Raw genomic sequence first — 20,063 nt, 5'->3', positions numbered from 1 at the left:
TCTCATCTCTTAGCGGAGGCACCGTCCAGCGATCGATCTTGGCGACGCAAGCCCGCCGGACGACGCAGCAAGGCTTTGTTCACTGCGCGTCACGAGGATCCGGCATTTGAGCCCAAACGAGATTGGCCAACGCGGGGGACGAGCAACGTCATTGTGGCGGTCGGACAACCCGCTGGCGATCACACCGCCGGACGACTCATCGGCAACGAGCCGAGCTGTCAGAGGCACCTCCCTGGAAGCAGGTACTTCGGTGACGTTACACCGCGATCCGCCGTCATCGAAGGGTGATCTCGGATGGTGGCTAGTCCTAGTGAGCCGGACTGGTCCGGTTCGCACGGCCGAGCGCCAGGCGGGCGGCGCTGATGTCCTGGCGGCCGTATCCGGCGGTTACGGCGGTGTGCCACTGACTGGACAACGCGGCCAGTAGCGGCAGGCTGTCACCGTGCGCGGCACCGATGGCGAGGTCGACGTCCTTGAGTGCCCACTCGAGCGGAAACTCGGGGGCGAAGTCGCCCCGGTCCATCTTGTGTAACTTCGCGTCGACGATCGGGGCGTCCAGCGGTCCGCCCTCGATGACCTCCGCAAGCTGCTGGTGGTCGATACCGAGGCGATCAGCCAGCTCCATCGTCTCCGCTACACCCTCGATCAGTATGGACAGGTAAGCGTTGACGATAATCTTCAACTGGCTGCCTGTGCCGACGTCGCCGAGCCAGACCGTCTTGCGGCCGATGACGTCGAACACCGGTGCCAACTGACCAGCGGCCGCGGGAGGTCCCGAAGCCAGGACGAGTAGCTGACCTTGCTCCGCCGGTTGCTTGCTGCCCGACACCGGAGCATCTACGAACGTAACGTCCGGACGACGCACGGCCAGCCGATCCCTGATGCGCAAAGTGGCCTCCACGCCGATCGTGCCCATCTGCGCCCAGACGCATCCGTCCGCGAACGTGTCGGCCACACCGGCGTCGAAGATCACCGACTCCACTACGTCGGCGGTGGGCAGCATGGTGATCACCACACCAGCGCCCTTGATCGCCTCCCGCGCCGACGCGGCGACGACGGCACCGGCATCGGCGAGCGGGCTGGTCGCTTCCGATGATCGGTCCCACACAGTGGTGGTCAGTCCCGCGGCAACGAGGTTGCGGGTCATCGCCGAACCCATGATGCCAGCACCGAGCACGGCTACCGCCGGGGGTACGTGATTCCGATTCGCTGTTTGCATGATTGCTCCTTTGTGGTGTGCCGTGATCGCGGCGGTGAGCCGGCCGAATCGTCGATTCCAGCATCGGCCGGGTCGCTGTTGGCCGCATCGCAGCCAGCCCGAAGCCGGAGGTACCGCTAGCCGGGGGATCCAAACGGCCAGCGCCAAAACCATTACGCCCTCGAAGTCAGCTGGACTCAGTCCGATCGGTCAGCCCGGCTGCGGGAGTGTGGCCGGCAGCGTGGTCCAGTTCGGCACGCCGAGACCGCTTGCCAGGTCGTAGCCGGCGGAGGCCTGGCAGCACCCGACGCCGGCGAGGTCGTTGTTGCCTGTCGTTACGTCGTAGAAGGATCCCGGTTGTGATGCGGCCTTGTAGAACCATCCGTTCGCCAACCCGATTCGGGGTCGGCCCGCGGCGCGCTCAGAGGCGTCGACCAGTGCTGTGGCCGCGGCAATGAATGGCGTGGAGCCGCTCGTTCCGCCGACTGGTACCACGGTGGAATCGATAACGTCCGGCCAGCCCGGCACGATGTCAGCGAGCGCGCTCACATCAGGGACAGCGCGGTGATTCTGCGGGATAGCGCCGTTCTGGTACGTGGGCCGAGGCTCGCGGCGGCTCAGTGCACCGCCGCCTGCGGCACTCTGGCCATACACCGAATCGTTCCACACAGTCTCGGAGACGCGGGTATTACCGGTGCCGAGGGTGAGACGCGTGCCACCCACGGCGGTGACGAAGGGCGACACCGCCGGATAGGACAATGTCGTCCCGCTGACGCTCGGGCCACAGGCGGTCGACCCGGAGTCACCAGCCGCCACGAACGAGGACACACCGTTGAGTGCTGCCATAGCCAGAACGGCATCGACGACCGAAGTGAAGGCAGGATCGGCTGTGTTCTCATCGATCGCGCATCCGCCATAGGAGAGCGAGATGACGTCCGGCAGGCCACCAGGGCCGCCCAACGCCCGACTGAATCCGTCCAGGATGCCGCCCCCTGCGGATGTGCTCTGGACGAGCCGCACCTGCGCGTCGGGAGCCACTGCGGCGGCGGTCTGCAGGTCGAGAGATGTCTCAGGGTCGGCGTTCCCGATCACCGTTGCGACACCGTCGCCCTGCATCTGCTCAACCTGCGGCGCGGAGTAGCCGAAGCATTGCCCCGCCAGTTGGAGGTCGCTCGGCAGCCAGCCGCCCCCTAGGTCAAGCACCGTTATCACCGGTGTGCCCGACGCGTGAGCGCGCAGTGTGTCGACGCCGTATGCGGTCTGGGTCTGCTGCTCGGTGTAAATCTCGCCCTGCTGTATCGGGGGTGCCGAGCAGCCGGCGTTGATCGGGGTGCCGCTGTTGGTCGGCCACGGCTCAGCCGTGGTGTTCGCCTCCGCCGCCGCCGGACCGTTGCCACTGGGCGGGCGGCGTCCCTCCGCGGTCGGGACGTAGACCTCAGCAGTTTGCAACAGCAGCTGGGTACCCGAGGGTTGCAGCGGAGCCGGCGTTCGGGACGGGAGGGTGTAGGTGATGAACGGATTCGACGCGGGGGCAGCCTGCGAGGTGAGCGGAGTTCCCAACGCCGCCTGCCATTGCTGAGCCGATCCGGTTACCCGAGCGAACAACCGAGTTGGGTCGGCCGAGAATTGGAGTCCAAGGGTGTCAACCGATTTGGCGATGGTGTTGATCTGCGCGTCGGTGGCGCCGAACTGACCGGCAGCCGTCGCCAGCGAACTGAAGCGCCGGTAGTCCGATAATCCCGGTGTCGCCACCTTGGCTGCCGCGCCGCTCAGCCCCGCCATGGAGGCGGGTAACGACAGGTAGAAGGTGACTCCGCCGGCCGTCGGAGTTGGGAGGAACACTGGTGGCTTGTGGCCTGTCGAGGAGCATCCGCTGACCAATACCGATACAGCCAGGATCGCCGCTGTCGTAAGGGCAACTGGCATAGGGAGCGCCGCCTTCATCCGGGCGTGACCAGAAGCGGACCGCGCCCGGCCGGAGGTCGAGCTCGGCACAGCTGGAACTTCGATCATCTTCCCTCAAGTCCTTCGAATCCGTGCTTACTCAACATCCCACCGGTTGTCCGACCCTCCCAGGTACATCCGCGCATGTCTTCGCGGCTGGCACCCAACCCCACTAACCGCCAGCAGGAATCCGGCCTGACCCTGGTTGTGCGAATCGCTCCTAGGCGGCTATCCGGGCCCCGGTTAGCGGTACCGCCGGTTTCCGCCTAGCGGCAATGCGTGACCGGAGGTCTCGACACCATGCTGGAGTGGCCGACCTGGTCTCCTCGCGAGGCGCTGGGATGCGCCACAACAGGAATGAGGCGGTGCGCACGTCCCGCGCTCAAGCCGCATTGGGCCCAGTCCTCAGCGCGGCCATCACGGCAAGAACCCTCGAAGCGATCAGGGTGATCGCGCCGGAAGGAGACCTGTGCCGACCTGGACTGCTGGCCAGCGCGAGATGTTCAGCGTTGACCATGCTCAGCTAACCGGCGAGACCGGAGATTGGCCAGCCGTGGTAAGCAACAACACTGCTCAGATCGCCGCGCCGTCAGAGGGCCCGTCCGTTATTGATGATCACAGCTCCCCGGGTCCGACAGTCAGTCCGCGATGGCGCCTCGCAGCCGCGGTAGCGACGCTCGTGCTACTGGCTGCGGCGACCGTCAGCGCAGTGAACGTCGACGGCGATACCGGTGGCGATCTGCTCGCATTTGGTCGCCTGATCGGTCGAGACCTGCTCCGATTGCGATGGCAGTTCGCGGCTGTCCTGATCATGCTGGCCGGGTTGCACTATGTTGCTGCAGCAATCGCAGCACGCGCAGCCTCCGGCGCCCGGCTACCGCTGGGTGAAGCGGTACTCGTCCAATTCGCTGCCTCAGCCGCGGATCGGTTGACCCCGGGTGGCCTCGGCGGGGCAGCAGTCAATGCTCGATACTTCACCCGCCGGGGCCTGACATTTCCCGCTGCGCTGGGCGCTGTGGTGTCACTGCACATACTGGGGCCAATCACCGATATCGCGTTGCTGGCGTTCCTCGTTCTTGCCGGGCGCTGGGTCGGTCTCAATGGCGGAGCCCACGAGTTCCAGGCACTGACCACCAAGATCGCCAACATGATCGCACCACTGCGCTCACCCTGGTCGTGGCTCGCAATCGCGATACTGTTGGCAACAGCGGTCCTCCTCCGTCGCCTGCGCACGTCCCGGCCCGGACGTGACTGGACGACATTCTGGTCCCCGCTCCGGGACCTGTCGCGGCACCTCGTCAGGTTGGCGACCCTCGCATGCGCCTCCGGGGCAACGACGCTGATCCTCGCCTTCGCCTTCGCGGCCAGCGTTGCGTTGGTTCCGGGCCCACGGCCCGTCGCTGCCCTCGGCGCGCTGCTGATCGCCTTCATGTTGGGTACCGCCGCTGGGACGGCCCTGCCCATACCTGCAGGTGTCGGTACCACCGAAGCTGCGCTGATCGCGGTACTCGTCGGCATGCACGTGCCCTCGGCCCTCGCCGTACAACAGGTACTCGTCTTTCGGGTAGTCACCTTCTGGCTGCCTGCAGCCGTCGGCGTCTTCGCCACCCATCACTTACGTCGACGTGCAGCACTCTAAGCCGATGCAACTGCGAAACCAATTCAGGGCCGGCGCCATCTCCGCTCCACCCGCAGCTCTCGGGGCACAGGTCCAGAGCCTGGACAAACCGTGACCGAGATGATCTGCGGCAGGTCCCGTTTACTGTTGCACGACCTGGGAGTTCGGGTCACTGCCGATACCGCAACGAGCGGGGCCGAACGAGCGTCGAAGCGCGCACCGAGCCTCAGTAGAGCGCCTTCGACGCGAGCTCGGCCCCCTCGGCCATCGCGCGAAGCTTGGCCCACGTGATCAAGAAGCGCCGAGCCTTCGCCAGGCTTCAGGCAAAGAGGATCCGGGACTGTCCGATCCCGTGGCGCGCACAGTGGGCCGCTCAGGGCGCCTTCGAGCGGTGCCCGACAGACTCGTCGAGGACCCCGTGCGGCCGGCGCCGCAGGCGGGCGGCACAGAGCGTCTTGTTCGACGCGCGATGGAGCTCGAGGCGTATCCGGTGATCGTGATGGATGGCGGCTAGCGGGAATGGACTGCTGGCGCTAGCTGCGAAGACACCTCACATCGACAGGCCGAAAATTACTGCATCCCCTTGACGATGCAAGGGGATATGAGCGCATAGCTCACAGAGGTGGGGGTAGCTCGGATGTCATCTGCTACGCAAATTCACCCGGCAGCGTCGGCCGACAGGCGGTGGCTGGTCCTGGTCGTGGTCGCGCTCGCCCAGCTGATGGTGGTCCTGGATTCCACTATTGTGAACATCGCGCTGCCCTCAGCGCAGCGAGCGCTGACCTTCTCTAACGGTGACCGGCAGTGGGTGGTGACGGCCTACGCGCTGGCCTTCGGCAGCCTGCTGCTACCGGGCGGCCGGATTGGCGACATGTTCAGCCGAAAGTGGGTCTTCGTCACGGGTCTGGCCGGTTTCGCGATGTCCTCAGCCCTCGGGGGCGCGTCGGTCTCGTTTGCGATGCTGATTGCAGCCCGGACATTGCAGGGCGCGTTCGGCGCCCTCCTCGCGCCAGCCGCTCTCGGCACTCTGGTGAGCACCTTCACCAACCCGCGTGAGCGAGGGCGGGCCTTCGGTGTCTTCGGCTCGGTGGCCGCCGGCGGCGGAGCGGTGGGCCTGATCCTTGGTGGGCTCCTGACCCAGTATCTGTCCTGGCGCTACACCTTGTACGTCAACCTGGTGTTCGCCGCGATCGCCGTGGCCGGTGCCCTGGCCTTCATAAGGAGCCGCTCGCCGGCCATCCGACCGCGCATGGACTGGCCCGGTAGCATGCTCGCCTCGACCGGCCTGTTCCTTGTCGTATTCGGCTTCTCTCGTGCGGAGACTGCCGGGTGGGCGGCACCGCTGACCATTGGCAGCCTCGTCGCTGGCCCGCTGCTGCTCGCCGCGTTCGTGCTTGCCGAGCGGCGTTCCCCCCACCCGCTGCTGCCACTGCGCGTGATACTCGACCGAACCCGGGGCGGGTCCTATGTCGCGGTCTTCCTAGCGGGAATCGCACTCTTCGGTGTCTTTCTGTTCCTGACCTACTACATGCAATCGGTCAAGGGATACAGCCCGCTGACCACCGGGCTGCTGTTCCTGCCGATGGTGGGTTGCATTCTCATCAGCTCTAACCTCTCCAGCATCGTGGGCCTGCCCAGAGTTGGGCCGCGGGTCCTGATGGCCTCGGGCATGCTGCTCGGTGCCGGTGCCCTGGCGTACCTGAGCAAGCTCACCGTGACTTCCACCTACCAAACCAGCGTCTTGCCCGCCCTGCTTGTCTTGGGCCTGGGCTTCGGCATGATCCTTTCGCCGGCCATCAACACCGCCACCGCAGGCGTTCGGCGTGAGGACTCGGGCGTGGCCTCGGCGCTGGTCAACACGATGCAGCAGGTCGGCGGATCGATCGGGGTCTCGGCGCTGAGCACGGTGGCGCTGACCACGACGGCCAGCTACCAAGCCGCCCACCACAGCGGCGCGCTGGCGACGGCGATCGCGGTCACCCGTGGCTACACCACGGCCTTCACCGTGGCCGCCGTGGTGCTCGGCCTAGGAGTGATCCTCGCGGTCGTCATGGTGCCCTCCCGCCGCCGGCTCGCCGAGCTCAGGACCGCCGACCACACTTCCCCGGCAACGGCGCCACCGCCAGCGGCGGAGGCGATCCCCGTCGCCGTCTGCGGCTGCTCGCCGGTGGTGAATCCCGATCCCGGCGTAGCCGTCTCGGTGGGCCGCGTCTCCGCACCGACTAGTTCATGACGAGCTGGTATGGCGTTGCGGAAATGCGTTGTCCAATGTGTCGTGGCAGCCAGCCGGTGTTGAGATCGAGACCTCGTTGCCGACACCTCACCTGGTGACGGCGCAGGCTGCACGAGTTATGTGAGTTCGCCGGTGAGGAATTGGGCGTGACCGAGCCCGAATGACCAGTCTTCGCTCGTGTTCGCCACGATGGAGACGATGAGATCTTCTGGGCTCAGGCCGATGGCGTCGTGGAGCCGATCGGCCAGTGCCTGGTAGAGCGCTTCCTTCTGGTCGCGGTCGCGGCCTTGTTCAGTTAGCTGGATGACCATCGCCTCAGGGCTGCGTTGATAGCCGAGTCCGGTACTGCCCAAGCTCATGCGGCCCGGTTTGTGTTCTGTGATGATGATGTAGCGGTCGTCCTCGGGCGCCGCGAAGACGTCCCGCTCGACGCCATAGACCACGTCGGCAAGGATGGCGAGTTGGGCGTCGGAGCGGCCCTCGATGAGGTCGATGTGGACCAGCGGCATGTCAGATCTCCTTATTCGGGTTTGTGACGCTTTGGCTTGGGTTGCCAATTGCGACGCGGGCGCCGCTCCACGTCCTTCAGCGCCCGCTCGAGCGGGAAGTCGGGTGCAAAGAGGCTGCGCAAGCTCCATGGTGTCGCCCACACCTCGATGAAACTGGACATGTCGTCGGCGAGAGCGGCGGCGGCGTCAACCAATCAGAGGATACGATTCGGCTAGCGCGCGTCCAGGAACCTCAGTACCGCCAGCACCCGTCGATGACCGGCTTCGCTCTCGGGAAGGTCAAGCTTGGTGAGGATGCTCCGGACGTGTTTCTCCACGGTGCCTTCGGAGACGAAGATCTCTGCGGCGATGCCGGCATTCGATCTGCCCTCGGCCATCAAGCCCAGCACCTCACGCTCGCGTGGCGACAACACGTCCAGCGGATCACGCCGCCGGCGCGCCTTCACGAGTTCCTGAACCAGGGACGGATCGACCACCGAGGCGCCGGCGGCGATCCGCTGGACCGTGTCGATGAACTGCGCTACGTCCGTGACTCGACTCTTCAACAGATAACCGAGTCGCTCCCCACCAGCAAGCAGCTCCATCGCCTCGTCGACCTCAACATGCGCAGACAACACAATGATCGCCGTGTCTGGCAGCTCGTTGCGGATCACCCGCGCAGCGTCCAAACCCTCGGTTCCGTGCCCTGGCGGCATCCGAATATCGACAATCGCCACCTCAGGCCTGGCCGATCGAACCATCGCAAGCAGCTCCACCGCGTTTCCGGCCTGCCCGACCACCTCAAAGCCGGAATGGCCGAGCAGGCTGGCCACGCCCTCACGCAACAGCACGTCATCATCGGCAACCACGACTCGAGTCGACATCTCACGAGTATCAACCAATTCAGCCACCGCTGCTGGAATGGGCATGGCCACCGCCTCCTGAAGCAAATGCAACTTGTCCAACACAAATCCGTTAGATCCGACTGTGGCAAATGTGAGCCGCCGAGTCGTCCTGGCCAGCATCCGTCGTCGTTACCTGCTAGCCGGAAGGGATCGAACGCGCCATCGCGTCGAGCATGCAGTGCCGGTCTGGTCTCGATACCAGCTAGCAGGTACTCCCACCCCGATGCCAGCAACACTCGAAACATGGCCGCTCGCACTGGCGACTTCTCCACAGCATCACGACAGGCTTGACGGTGAAGAACCCACAATCGCAATTGAGGAACTGGAGGGCAGCCGTGATCGACATCGTTGACGCGCTAGACCTGCTGAAGAGTTGCGTCCGCGACCGCGGAGCCGACTACCGCGCGCGGCCGAGACGTGGCCAACGTGGTTCACGTCGCGCTCGTTACTACGAGTGCCGTCCGGGATCCAACAGCATCGTGGGGCTGGCACTGATCAAGGCAGACGTGTCGGCTGCGACGGCGACACTTCTCACGAACTGCTCTGTCGGTGAAGCGATCGCGTCCGGTTCCGCCCCCAAGGAATTCACGTTGGGTGCCGTTGTGACACTGCGTGCAGCGCAGACCATGGAACGGCGCGGGCATGACTGGGGATCATGTCTGCAGGCGGGCGTCCAAGCAGCCGCAAGATTCATCGAACTGATTCCGGACAGCGCTCTTTGATTCAGCAGACTCAGAGTTCCGAGGTCGACCAGTCGACTCTTTTAGCGGGCACCGCGGGTGTGCCTACGTCGATCTGGATGTCCTCGCGGGATGTGAGCACGATCGAGGCCGGGTTCCCGCCGTAACGGACGCCGTTGACGAACACCGTGAGCGGGCCCTTGGCAGGCCCTACTTGCCCAGTGCTTAGTGGCTGTTGCCAGATCGCGAAGAACTGCCCCAGGGTGTAATCCTTGGTCGTGGGCGACTCCACATGGATGACGCCGTCCTGTGCGTGCACGTGCAGCCAGTAGTAGCAGCGACTAGCGGTGTCGAACACCCCGCTGGGGGTTTGTTCAGCAACTGGCGTGACAATCCCAATGCCCGCTGGCAGCGGTCGTAGCGACCCGTTGACGTAGACCGTCAGGTGGCTATGTATGTGATAGGCGACCTGCTCGTTGGCATCACATTGGATGCCCTGAATTGTCTGACCATCTGCTGCTGTGCTCGCTGGTGCGAGCAGCTGGCCCTCTTCCAGGACGATGCCCTCCGGCCCTGGGGGACCGGTGAGGACAGCGGTCGCGGCGTCGGTCGATCCTTGCGCTGGCCCGTGGCCAGAACCGGACCTTACGGCGGCCGCGATACCCCCCGCAGCTGCCGCGACGACAGCTACTGCCACCAAGGAGATTATGGCGCGCCGGCGCCGCTCGGCCCGTCGCTGAGCAGCACGGAATGTCGCGGAGCGCTCCCTTGCTGATCGGCGGGGAGGAGGTTCGTTCGATCGCGAGGTCTTAGGCATTTCGGTCCTCAAATATCGATAAAGCGTGACCCTCTGTCATAGAACAGCATCGATCGGCGCTTGGGTCAATTGGCTGGGAAGGCCACGGTCCGTAGGCACGTCCAGGTCAGCTTCGATGTCTTGCAGGCTGCGGTCCCTGGTCTCGGGAACCTGTCGCTGGAAGTAAGTCAGCGCGACAAGGGACAGCCCGGCGAAGAGAAAGAATGTTCCGGCGTTACCGATGGCGCTCAGCAGACTCAGGAACGAGATGGTCACAACGAAGTTCGCGCCCCAGTTCGCCATCGTCGCCACGCTCATCGCCTGCCCACGGATTCGTACCGGGTAGATTTCGCTGATCAGCAGCCAGAACACCGGGCCGAGCCCGATAGCGAAGGACCCGGTGTAGACAAGCAAGCCGGCAATGGCGAAGTAGGCCGCGCCGCCATGCAATTGGCTGCCCCCGATGGCGAAGGTCAGAGCGACCACGACCATCCCGGCGGCCATCCCCGCAGTGCCGCCCAGCAGCAGCGGTCGCCGCCCAACCCGATCCAGGAGCCGAATCGCGACGATGGTCATCCCAACGTTGACTGCGCCGTTGACGACGTTGGCCAGCAGCGCGGCCGAGTTGCCCAGGCCGGCGGAGGACAACAGGGTAGGCGCGTAGTAAATGATGGTGTTTATCCCGGTGATCTGCTGGAACACCGCTAGCGAAACACCGATGATCATGACGTGACGCAACGCCGGGTTGAGGCTTTCACGCAAGCTGGATTTCCGTGTCGACAGTTGGCGTACCTGCGCGATCTCGGCCTCGACATCGCTGTTGTTCCGGATCCGGTGCAGCACGCTGCGCGCCTCGTCCTCTCGGCCTCGGGCAACCAACCAGTGCGGGCTCTCGTGCTGGAATAGCATGCCTACGAACATCAACAGCGCGGGTATCGCGGCCAGCCCAAACATCAGTCGCCAATTCTGCGAGGACGCCAAACCATAGTCGACAAGGTAGGAAACGAGAATGCCCGAGGTGATGGCCAGCTGGTTGAAACTGACCAAAGCGCCACGCATCCGCGGCGGGACCGTCTCGCCGATGTAGAGCGGCACGACCATTGACGCCGAGCCGACCGCCAGCCCGATGATGACCCGAGCAGCCACGAGGACTCCGTACGTCGGCGAGAAGGCAGCGAGCATAACCCCAGCGATGAACAGCGCCGCGGTGCCCAACACGGTAGGTCGCCGTCCCACTCTGTCGGCGATCCTCCCCGCGATCAGAGCGCCGATCAGCGCGCCGATCAGCAGCACGCTGGTCAACAGCTCCTTGTCAAAGGACGTCAGGCCATGGAAATCCCGACCAATGAACAGCAAAGCTCCAGAGATGACGCCCGTGTCGTAGCCGAACAGCAAACCGCCAAGGGCGGTAATAGCAGCGCCAAATAGGACGTGGCGGCGGACGGATCCTGACGACAGCCGGGCTTCACGCGTCGACTCCGCGGTCCCGGTCATTGCTGTCATAGCTTTCTCCTGTCGGCGATTCGCTTTGCTGCGCAGGCTGAAGGACCGCGCAGCTTCAATCGTCGCCGCCAGCAGGCGCCCTGTCTTCACAGCCAACGGGTCTCGCTGGCTGAAGCTAACGGGAGTCGCAACATCCAGCTAGCAAAACCCCTACGGCTCAGCTCGGCGTCTCAGTAGGCATACAGAAACTTCAAAGGAACGGGTAGCACGCTCAAGGTGCTGTTTATCCAGAGGAGCTTCACCCATGAATGATTACGAACAAACTAACCACGATGAGAACATTGGGGATGGCCCCCGATCGAAGCCGACATCCCAGACGCCGCCAGCCGGAACTTCCGGCAATTCCGGTCCCGGCCCTGCCTGGCCCGCTCCAGCAACGTTTTGGCCTGACGCAGCGGAGACGTCGGGAAGCGTCAAGCAACCGCGCCAGCGTGGAGTACGGCGATTGCTGTCCAACAAAGCAACGTGGATCACGGCTGCTGCGGTAGCTTGTGCCGCGATCGGGCTTTCGGTCGCTGCTGCCACGTCAAACTCGACAACGTCCGCACAGCCCGCATCAGGCAGCAGCGTCGCCAGCGGACCATCGGCCGGCGCCGCGGGTGCTCCCGGCCGCCTCGGCGCGGGCTCCAACGCCCGCTCTGGACCAGCCTCAGGCGGAGCATCCGGCACCGTCAACAGCGTGTCAACGACGAGCTTCACAATGACGACGCCAGCGGGTCAGAAGGTCACCGTGAATGAGGCGCCGGCGACGACATTTGAGAACGGGACAAGCCCAACGTCGGCCAGTGCAATCGCCACCGGCAAGTCTGTGCTCGTCCTCGGCACGACCAGCGGAACGACCATTATGGCCACCGAGGTCAGCGTTCAGCCTACGGACAGCGGCGGATCTGCGGCTTCCTTGGCGGCAGGCGTGATCCCCTTCCAGCAAGGCTCACCGACGACAGCCAAACAGATCGGTCAGATCCCTGCGAACTACACTGAGGGGTCCGGGACGATCGTCAGCGGAACGACGGCGAACAAAGCGACCGAAGCCGCGCTGGGCGCCTACCCGGGTGGTGTTGTCGACCGGGTGGTCCAATTGAGCAACGGTGAGTACGAGGTCCACTACATCGGCGTCAACTGGCCGCATCACATCTTCGTCAGCCAGGACTTCCAAGTCCTCGGCGCCGATTAGCATGCAGTCCCGACGGCTGCGCAGTCCCGACGGCTGCGCAGTCCCGACGGCTGCGCAGTCCCGACGGCTGCGCACTCCTGACCACATGGACGATCCAAAGTGATCAGGCCGCGAGCGTGATGTTGCGCGCGTAGATCTCGACCGGGTCGCCGGTGAGTCCGCGCAGGACCAGCCGGCAGGAAAAGTAATCCCGGTTGATGCTCTCGGGCCGCAGGGCGTCCACTGGTGCGCGGCGGTTGAGGACTTCGACAGTGCGGGGGCTGATGCCGCCCAGCGCGAGGCGGCGACCATCGGATAGCTCCAGCGCGATGCCATGCGGAGCTTTCGAGACAACCACGATGTGTCCGACGCGGCCAGCCAAGTAGCGGGCGAGCTCCTTCTCGAGGCGAATGAATTCCTCTCGAGCTACCGCCTCCAAATGCGCGTCGAACTCACCGAACTCGCGCACGCGGAACGCATGCGCGATCGGTCCACGTGCTCTGTGGCGCGCCTGCCGGCGTTTTGCTGCTCGCGTGACGATGGTTGCGGTAACACCCAGTGTCAATAGGACACATACGGCGATGAGCATTCGAGGTCTCCTTCCCGTTGCTGTTCGCTTCTACGGCTCAGTGTCAGGGCGGCATGGACCCGCAGGTCCACGCGCGGGATCCTTCGCACTCAAGCCTGCGGCCAAGCCTGCCGCCAAGCCTCGGAAACGTCGCCCGTGCGAGCAACCGTTCCCGTATCCGGCTGGCAATAGCGACGCCGTGCCCGCTACCCGGTATCGACTCGCTGCGCACCACATCCCTCTTGATCCCTCTTGCCCGGGCTCGGGCCGGTCACTTCCCGTTAGCTGGTAGTCCGAGACTCCTGCGGGCCCGACGCTGACCTGGATGCTCGCTTCGCAGACATCCGCGGGTGCAGTCGACGATGCTCAATCTGCAGTTTTCTATCCGTCGTTTCATCGTCGCTCGGAGCGTGATCATCATGACGCTTACCACTCAGGCCGAGGCGCTGTTCGTCTCCAGCCTGCAGCCATCGGACCAACCAACGATCGAGCAGATCACTGCCGCGATCGAGCTCAGCCTGCAGACGCACGGGGGCGTGTCGGGATGCGTCGATGTCTTCGCGGCTCAATACGGCGCACATCCCGATGAAGCTGCCGACCGGATGCGGTGGGCGCTTTCGCTCGCAACCGTGTCGATCGAGAACGTCGGCCGGTCCGGACGCTGGCAGAACACCCGTGCGACATCAAACGGCTCGAACCAATGGGCTGCTGCGAGTTCCCGGGCGGCATGACGACCGAGCTGCCAATGACAGACAACTACGCGCCCGCTCGCTGAGAGCAGCAAGGAGCGAACATCAATGCCGAACAGATCCGTTTCCATCGCCGATCCCGACGTTCTCATCGTCGGCGGAGGCGTTGGCGGCGTGGCCGCAGCGCTGGCAGCATGCCGGGCTGGGCAAACCACGATCCTCACCGAGGAAACCGACTGGATCGGCGGTCAGCTGACTGCACAGGCAGTGCCGCCAGACGAGCACCCTTGGGTCGAGCAGTTCGGCGTGACCGCCTCCTATCGCGCGTTGAGAGAGGGCATCCGCAGCTACTACCGGCAGTGGTACCCGTTGCGTTCGGAGGCACTGGCCACCAGCGAACTGAACCCGGGAGCAGGACGAGTCAGCAAGCTCTGCCACGAACCGCGGGTCGCGCTGGCGGTGCTGCATGCAATGCTCGCCCCTTACGAGTCGGACGGCAGGTTGCAGGTGTTGACCGAACACCGAGCGCTGGCCGCGAATGTCGACGGCGATCGCGTGACGGCTGTGACGGTGCAGGATCTGCGCTCCGGAAACACCATCGACATCGCCGCCAGCTATGTGCTGGACGCGACCGAGACCGGTGACCTGCTCGCCTTGACTGGAGCGGAATTCTCACTGGGTGCCGACGCGCGTTCGGAGCACGACGAGCCACATGCACCGGACGTGGCAAATCCCCTTGATCAGCAAGGCATTACCGTGTGCTTCGCAATCTCGCACCATCAGGGAGAAGACCACACTGGTGACGCCCCGGCCGGGTACGGCTTCTGGCGGTCCTATCAGCCCAACTTCTGGCCGGGTCCGTTGCTGGGTTTCGCGGCCCCGGACCCACGAAGTCTCGAGCCCGTCGACCGCACATTTGCGCCGAACCCGATCGAGGATCCGCTGGCCGTAATGGCCGATCAGAGCACTGACGCCGGAGACAAGGAGCTGTGGACGTTCCGCCGAGTGCTCGCACGTGCACTGCACCGACCCGGTTCGTTCGCCTCCGACATCACGCTCGTCAACTGGCCACTCAATGACTACTGGCGCAAGCCGCTGATCGGCGGCGGCGAGGAGACGTCAAGGCAAGCATTGACCGAGGCACGCCAGCTGTCGTTGTCCCTGCTGTACTGGTTGCAAACGGAGGCGCCGCGTGCCGATGGGGGCACTGGCTTTCCGGGCTTACGGATCCGCCCGGACGTGACGGGAACCGCTGATGGCCTTGCGAAGTCGCCATACGTACGGGAATCACGACGCGCCAAGACCGTTACGACGATCACCGAGCATGACGTCGCGATAGCTCTCGTCGGCCCCCACGGCGGCACCCGATACAGCGACTCGGTAGGCGTGGGTGGGTACCGGATTGATCTGCACCCTTCAACCGGCGGCAGCAACTACATCGACATCGGGTCGGTTCCGTTTGAGATTCCGCTGGGCGCGCTGATCCCCCTGCGGGTCCGCAATCTGCTGCCGGCGGGAAAGAACATCGGAACCACGCACATCACCAATGGTTGCTACCGGCTGCACCCCGTGGAGTGGAACATCGGCGAGGTGGCCGGCGCGCTGGCCGCGCACTGCCTTGACCGGGCGCTCGATCCACAGCAGGTCCAGGCCGAGAAGAAGCACTTCGACGAATTCGCGCGAATGCTCGATCACGCCGGGATCCAACGCCACTGGCCGGATATCCGCGGCTACTGACCGCTCACTCACGGCAAGAAACATAGGAGTTCAGGACATGGGTAATCCTCGGATCCGCGTCGGCATCGACGTCGGCGGCACATTCACCGACGCGGTGGCGATCGACGCAGAGACAATGCAACTCGTCGGACAAGCGAAAGTGCCGACGAGCCATCAGCACGAAGACGGCGTTGCGCACGGAATCGTCGAAGCTCTGGAGCAATTGCTCAGCGACGTCCACGCGAATCCGGAAGACGTTGCATTTCTGGCGCATGGCACGACGCAGGCAACGAATGCCTTGCTCGAAGGAGATGTCTCACCCGTCGGCCTAATAGGTATCGGATCAGGCCCGGCAGCCACCGTGACCAGGCATCTTGCCTCCCTCCGTAAGCTGCAGCTGACGCCTGGCAAGTTCCTGCCGGTGACCTATGCACATGTCATCGATCCCACAGACGGTGTCGCGGTGAAGGCTGCCCTGGAGCAACTGCACCGGGGCGGTGCAGAGGTAGTTGTCGCGACGGAGCCCTTCAGCGTGGACATGTCCGACGGCGAGGACGAGGTTCTCGCCATCGCGCGTGAGAACGGCGTACCGGCCGCCGGGGCGCACGAGATCACCTCGCTGTACGGCTTACGCAAACGCACCCGGACCGCCGTGATCAACGCCGCGATCCTTCCCAAGATGCTCGCTACCGCTGACCTCGTGGATTCGAGCATCGCCAAGGCCGGAATCACCGCACCGTTGATGGTCATGCGGTGCGACGGTGGCGTCATGTCGCTGGACGAAATGCGCCGCCGACCCCTGCTCACGGTGCTGTCGGGACCGGCGGCCGGAGTTGCCGGAGCGCTGATGCAAGAACGGGTCAGCGAGGGGATCTTCCTCGAAACCGGCGGGACATCAACCGACATCAGCGTCATCCACCGGGGCAAAGTGGCCATCCGGTATGCGACGATTCTCGGCGAGCAGAGTTACCTGTCCGCGCTGGACGTACGCACCGTTGGCATCGGCGGCGGCTCGATGATCCGACTGGGCGACCATGCAGTCACTACCGTCGGCCCCCGCAGCGCCCATATCGCGGGACTGCCGTACGCGTGCTTCGCCGATCCGCAGGATCTGCAGAACGCCACCATCGCCACTATCCGGCCGATGGCCGATGATCCTGATGACTACGCAGTAATCGATTCATCCGGCGGGCGGTTCGCGATCACCATGACGTGCGCGGCCAACGCGCTCGGGCTGGTCCCTGAGAATGACTTCGCCCATACGGATCCGCAGTCAGCACAACTCGCGCTGGCCCCACTGGCACAGCTGCTCGGCACGGACGTAGCTGGCACCGCGACGATGGTGCTTGACAGCGGTATCCAGCAGGTTCGGGCGGTCGTGGACCGAATGGTGCGGGACTACCGCCTCGAGCAGAACACGATCCGCCTGGTCGGCGGGGGTGGTGGTGCCGCGTCCGTGACGCCGCACCTGTCACACGCCATGGCCCTGCCGGGCGTCATAGCCGATCACAACGAAGTCATCAGCCCGATCGGCGTCGCACTCGCTCTGGTTCGCGAACAGATCGAACGCATCATTCCCGGCGCAGGACCCGAGCAGATACTTGCAGTCCGCAACGAGGCTGCACTGGCCGTCTTGGCCGAGGGCGCGGCACCCGAGGCGATCGAGGTCGATGTGACTGTCGATCCGCAGACCAACACCGTTCGCGCTGTGGCCACCGGTGCATCGGAGCTGCGCACCCACGATCGCTCGGAACATCTCGGAGACGACGAACTGCGAGCAATAGCAGCTGAAAGCCTGCGGGCCGGCGCCGGCGCCCTCGACGTGTTGGCCCACACTGCTGCCTACACGGTGTTCGGCGTGGACCGGCCGCGACGCTTCCGCAGGCCGCGCCATGCCATCCGAGTCCTGGACTCCGACGGAGTGATCCGGCTTCTGTCTCGCGACGCTCGAGTAGAGATCACCAATGTTTCCGGTGCTATCGAGACATTACGTGGCCTGGTGCACACGACCACAACCTACGGCGACGGCGGAGTACGGGCACCGGCGGTACATCTGCTGCTCGGAGCACGCATTGCCGATCTGAGCGGGGTTCTGGACGCCGAATCGCTGCTGGCGTTGGCTCAAAGCGAGCTGAGCAGCCTTCCCGCCGATGAGACCGTCATCGTCATCGTTGAGCCACGCTCATGATCACCGCCGGCACAACCCACCTCGGCAGTATCGACGACCACAGCCGGCGGCGACTGTTGCGCAACTGCAGCGATCTCGCGCAGAGTTCCGACACCGACCTGGCAGCAGACTTCCTTGCCGAGCAGCCGACCCACGCCGGACGCGACGCCGATCTCATTCGAAGTTGGGCCGCAAGGGCAACGCGATTCGGCGCGAGGCTGGAACTCGACAGCAATCAGGGCCAACGTTTGCGCCTTATCGAGCGGGTCGATGGTCTCGACCAGATGCTGCTGGCCCAGTTCTCCTCCCGCCCGGTACCGACGGTGGAGCTCTACACCGATACCGTCGCGCTTGCCGAGGAGTTGACGGCAGCGCTCGGCTGGCGCTGCTGGTTTCCCGAGGGCATCGTGCGGGCTGCCGCCGAGGCCCACGAGGCAGCGCACTGGCATCTGCAACATCATCAGGCCAAACGCGAACTCAAACGCGCGCTCGATGCGAGCGCCGCCCACATCGGGCGACGCAAACTGCTGGCACACGTCGTCGGAGCCGACGAACTGGCCGCTCATTCCTACGCCCAACAGGTTGTTCGCCTGGGTAGAAGTCCGTTGTTGCTCAGCGCCGCGCTCGGACTCGCGGCCGACTTGATCCGATCGAACTGAGGCCCGCCATGGGAATTGTCATCCTGCTCATCATGCTGGCTGGAGTCGCGCTGATCCTGACCAAGACCGTGCCCACCGCGTTCACGCTCGTGCTCGTGGCGGTGGTTATTGCAGTCGTCGTCGGGGCGCCACTCAAGGGTGCGAACAGCATTACCGACACTGTGCTGCAGGCGGGGTCTTTTTCCCTCGCCTCGACCATGATTGCGATTCTGCTCGGCTCCTGGCTGGGGAGGATTCTCGACGAGACCGGCATCGCCGGCACGCTGGTCCGCAAGATCGTCGAATTCAGTGGCGATCGGCCGACCGTGGTCGCGATCGGCGTTCTCGGTGTGTCGACCCTCGTGGGAACCGTCACCGGTTCTGCGCCAGCGGCGGTACTTGCTGGAATCATTGGCATTCCGGCGATGATCGCGGTCGGAGTCCCCAAGGTCACCGCGGCGGGAACCATCCTGATGGGCATCGCAGCAGGGTTGCCTTTCGAGTTGCCAAGCTGGCAGTTCTTCTCGACCGCGTTGTCGCTTCCGATCCCGACGGTGCGCAGTTTCATGATCAAACTCTTCCCGATTGCCCTTGTACTGGCGATAGCGTTCGTGATCATCGAGACGCGCCGGCAGGGAGCGGTCCACGCCTGGTCGTTACGTCCGGCCTCAAGCGCAGCGAAACGCTCCTCACTACGATCGCGGCGCCTCGGTGACGCGCCGTGGTATTCGCTGCTCACGCCTCTCGTCCCGATCGTGCTTGCGCTCGGGTTCAGCCTGGCAATCATTCCTTCGCTACTCGCCGGCGTGTTGTACGCACTGGTCACGACGACGCGTCCGCGGGATATGAACACCAGGCTGCTCAGGACGCTGTACGGCTCGTTCCAGACGGCGGCGGCGCCGATCACACTGTTCATCGCCATCGGGATCTTGCTGGCTTCGGTCAAGCTGCCGAAGGCCGTCAGCGCGCTCGAACCGCTGGCTAAGGAGATCAGCCCGCACAACCCTCTGTTGTTCGTGGTCATCTTCACCATCCTGACTCCGTTCTGCCTCTATCGCGGACCGCTGAACATCTACGGTCTGGGCGCGGGCATCGCGGGAGTGCTCATCGCGGCGGGGATCTACCCGGCTGTGGCCGTGCTCGGCCTGACTGCCACCTACAACCAGGTATTCGGCGTATCGGACCCGACAAGCACCCAGACCGTGTGGAGTGCCCAATACGCCGGCGTGAGCCCACAAGCCGTGATGGTTCGAACGCTTCCATACGTGTGGTGCGTCGCGTTCGCCGGTATGGCAGTGACAGCGATCAATTACCTCTGACGAGCCAGGTCCCCATGCCGTACGGCAGTCGTACTCGGAGTCGGGCGTTTACGGGATCAGACCGAGGATCTGCCCGATGGCGCGCGCCGAGAACTCCGGCTTGGCCAGGAACCCGATTGCCGGGCTCTCGGCGATCAGCTCTACGTAGTCCGTCTCGGCGGCGGTCGACATCATGATCACCTCGGCGTCGCCCACCATGTCGTCGTCGGCCAGAATCCGAGCGAGGTCAAAGCCGCTTTCGTCCCCAAGACCGATGTCGACGAGAATGACGTTCGGCCTGAGCGCCCGGGCCTGCCGCACCGCTGCGGCGCTATTCGAGGCCACGCCCACAACCTCGACACCCTCTCGTTGCAGAAGCACGGTCGCCCCGTTCAGGAACGCGTCGTTGTCATCTACCAGCAGGCAGCGCCAGGTCATCCAATTATCGTGGCAGCGATCGAGGGCCGCC

At 64.6% G+C, this 20,063-nt stretch carries 18 protein-coding genes; 9 read left to right on the top strand and 9 right to left on the bottom strand.

Going from position 1 to position 20,063, the window contains the following annotated elements; all coding sequences use genetic code 11:
• Positions 1–307: 307 nt before the first annotated feature.
• Entirely contained in the window at positions 308–1,219 is a 912-nt protein-coding gene (locus ACSMXN_RS06950) for an NAD(P)-dependent oxidoreductase (RefSeq protein WP_196811336.1), read from the bottom strand.
• A 189-nt stretch (positions 1,220–1,408) separates the two neighbouring features.
• On the bottom strand, positions 1,409–3,124 hold the full coding sequence (locus tag ACSMXN_RS06945) for a S53 family peptidase (RefSeq protein ID WP_455407715.1): 1,716 nt from the start codon (positions 3,122–3,124) through the stop codon (positions 1,409–1,411).
• A gap of 487 nt (positions 3,125–3,611) precedes the next feature.
• Between ACSMXN_RS06945 and ACSMXN_RS06940 the strand changes: the two genes are divergently transcribed.
• Positions 3,612–4,781 carry a lysylphosphatidylglycerol synthase domain-containing protein gene (locus tag ACSMXN_RS06940; RefSeq protein WP_022914095.1) on the top strand — a complete coding sequence of 390 codons (1,170 nt, stop codon included), beginning with the start codon at positions 3,612–3,614 and terminating at the stop codon, positions 4,779–4,781.
• A gap of 616 nt (positions 4,782–5,397) precedes the next feature.
• The gene (locus tag ACSMXN_RS06935) at positions 5,398–6,993 is read left to right on the top strand and encodes an MFS transporter (RefSeq protein ID WP_022914097.1); all 1,596 of its coding nucleotides are present in this window, start codon (positions 5,398–5,400) and stop codon (positions 6,991–6,993) included.
• Between the two features lie 116 nt (positions 6,994–7,109).
• Here ACSMXN_RS06935 and ACSMXN_RS06930 read toward each other — a convergent pair whose 3' ends face one another.
• Both ACSMXN_RS06930 and ACSMXN_RS06925 read right to left on the bottom strand, forming a co-directional pair.
• Positions 7,110–7,502 carry a tautomerase family protein gene (locus tag ACSMXN_RS06930; RefSeq protein WP_022914098.1) on the bottom strand — a complete coding sequence of 131 codons (393 nt, stop codon included), beginning with the start codon at positions 7,500–7,502 and terminating at the stop codon, positions 7,110–7,112.
• A 212-nt stretch (positions 7,503–7,714) separates the two neighbouring features.
• Complete coding sequence (locus tag ACSMXN_RS06925; RefSeq protein ID WP_455407714.1) at positions 7,715–8,410, bottom strand: response regulator; 696 nt, start codon at positions 8,408–8,410, stop codon at positions 7,715–7,717.
• Positions 8,411–8,721: 311 nt separating this feature from the next.
• Here ACSMXN_RS06925 and ACSMXN_RS06920 point away from each other — a divergent pair, with 311 nt between their 5' ends.
• Entirely contained in the window at positions 8,722–9,108 is a 387-nt protein-coding gene (locus tag ACSMXN_RS06920) for a hypothetical protein (protein WP_022914101.1), read from the top strand.
• Positions 9,109–9,118: 10 nt separating this feature from the next.
• On the opposite strand, the gene ACSMXN_RS06915 is transcribed toward ACSMXN_RS06920, so the two are convergent.
• The 3 genes from ACSMXN_RS06915 to ACSMXN_RS06905 all read right to left on the bottom strand — a co-directional run bounded on the left by ACSMXN_RS06915 (position 9,119) and on the right by ACSMXN_RS06905 (position 12,064).
• A complete protein-coding gene (locus ACSMXN_RS06915; protein WP_022914102.1) occupies positions 9,119–9,763 on the bottom strand; it encodes a hypothetical protein in 645 nt (214 codons plus the stop codon).
• A gap of 156 nt (positions 9,764–9,919) precedes the next feature.
• Positions 9,920–11,455 (bottom strand): sugar porter family MFS transporter, encoded by a 1,536-nt coding sequence (locus ACSMXN_RS06910; RefSeq protein ID WP_022914103.1) that lies wholly within the window; start codon positions 11,453–11,455, stop codon positions 9,920–9,922.
• Between the two features lie 162 nt (positions 11,456–11,617).
• Complete coding sequence (locus ACSMXN_RS06905; RefSeq protein WP_022914104.1) at positions 11,618–12,064, bottom strand: hypothetical protein; 447 nt, start codon at positions 12,062–12,064, stop codon at positions 11,618–11,620.
• A gap of 1 nt (position 12,065) precedes the next feature.
• Here ACSMXN_RS06905 and ACSMXN_RS06900 point away from each other — a divergent pair, with 1 nt between their 5' ends.
• Positions 12,066–12,539 (top strand): hypothetical protein, encoded by a 474-nt coding sequence (locus tag ACSMXN_RS06900; protein ID WP_022914105.1) that lies wholly within the window; start codon positions 12,066–12,068, stop codon positions 12,537–12,539.
• Between the two features lie 103 nt (positions 12,540–12,642).
• Here ACSMXN_RS06900 and ACSMXN_RS06895 read toward each other — a convergent pair whose 3' ends face one another.
• The gene (locus tag ACSMXN_RS06895) at positions 12,643–13,107 is read right to left on the bottom strand and encodes a hypothetical protein (protein ID WP_155958436.1); all 465 of its coding nucleotides are present in this window, start codon (positions 13,105–13,107) and stop codon (positions 12,643–12,645) included.
• A gap of 398 nt (positions 13,108–13,505) precedes the next feature.
• On the opposite strand from ACSMXN_RS06895, the gene ACSMXN_RS06890 reads away from it, so the two are divergent.
• From ACSMXN_RS06890 to ACSMXN_RS06870, 5 genes are all read left to right on the top strand, one after another.
• The gene (locus tag ACSMXN_RS06890; RefSeq protein WP_196811337.1) at positions 13,506–13,817 is read left to right on the top strand and encodes a hypothetical protein; all 312 of its coding nucleotides are present in this window, start codon (positions 13,506–13,508) and stop codon (positions 13,815–13,817) included.
• A gap of 66 nt (positions 13,818–13,883) precedes the next feature.
• Entirely contained in the window at positions 13,884–15,512 is a 1,629-nt protein-coding gene (locus tag ACSMXN_RS06885; RefSeq protein ID WP_022914108.1) for an FAD-dependent oxidoreductase, read from the top strand.
• A gap of 37 nt (positions 15,513–15,549) precedes the next feature.
• Positions 15,550–17,679, top strand: coding sequence for a hydantoinase/oxoprolinase family protein (locus ACSMXN_RS06880; RefSeq protein WP_022914109.1), 2,130 nt, complete (start codon positions 15,550–15,552; stop codon positions 17,677–17,679).
• Positions 17,676–18,317 (top strand): hypothetical protein, encoded by a 642-nt coding sequence (locus tag ACSMXN_RS06875; protein WP_022914110.1) that lies wholly within the window; start codon positions 17,676–17,678, stop codon positions 18,315–18,317. Before ACSMXN_RS06880 ends, ACSMXN_RS06875 begins: the two co-directional genes overlap by 4 nt.
• Positions 18,318–18,325: 8 nt before the next feature.
• Positions 18,326–19,615, top strand: coding sequence for a TRAP transporter large permease subunit (locus ACSMXN_RS06870; RefSeq protein ID WP_022914111.1), 1,290 nt, complete (start codon positions 18,326–18,328; stop codon positions 19,613–19,615).
• 48 nt (positions 19,616–19,663) lie between these two features.
• Here the strand turns inward: ACSMXN_RS06870 and ACSMXN_RS06865 are convergent, their stop codons facing one another.
• Positions 19,664–20,032, bottom strand: coding sequence for a response regulator (locus ACSMXN_RS06865; protein ID WP_022914112.1), 369 nt, complete (start codon positions 20,030–20,032; stop codon positions 19,664–19,666).
• Positions 20,033–20,063: the final 31 nt, after the last annotated feature.

This window comes from Parajatrophihabitans canadensis (assembly GCF_053764775.1).
This window is presented reverse-complemented; position numbering and strand designations above follow the sequence as displayed.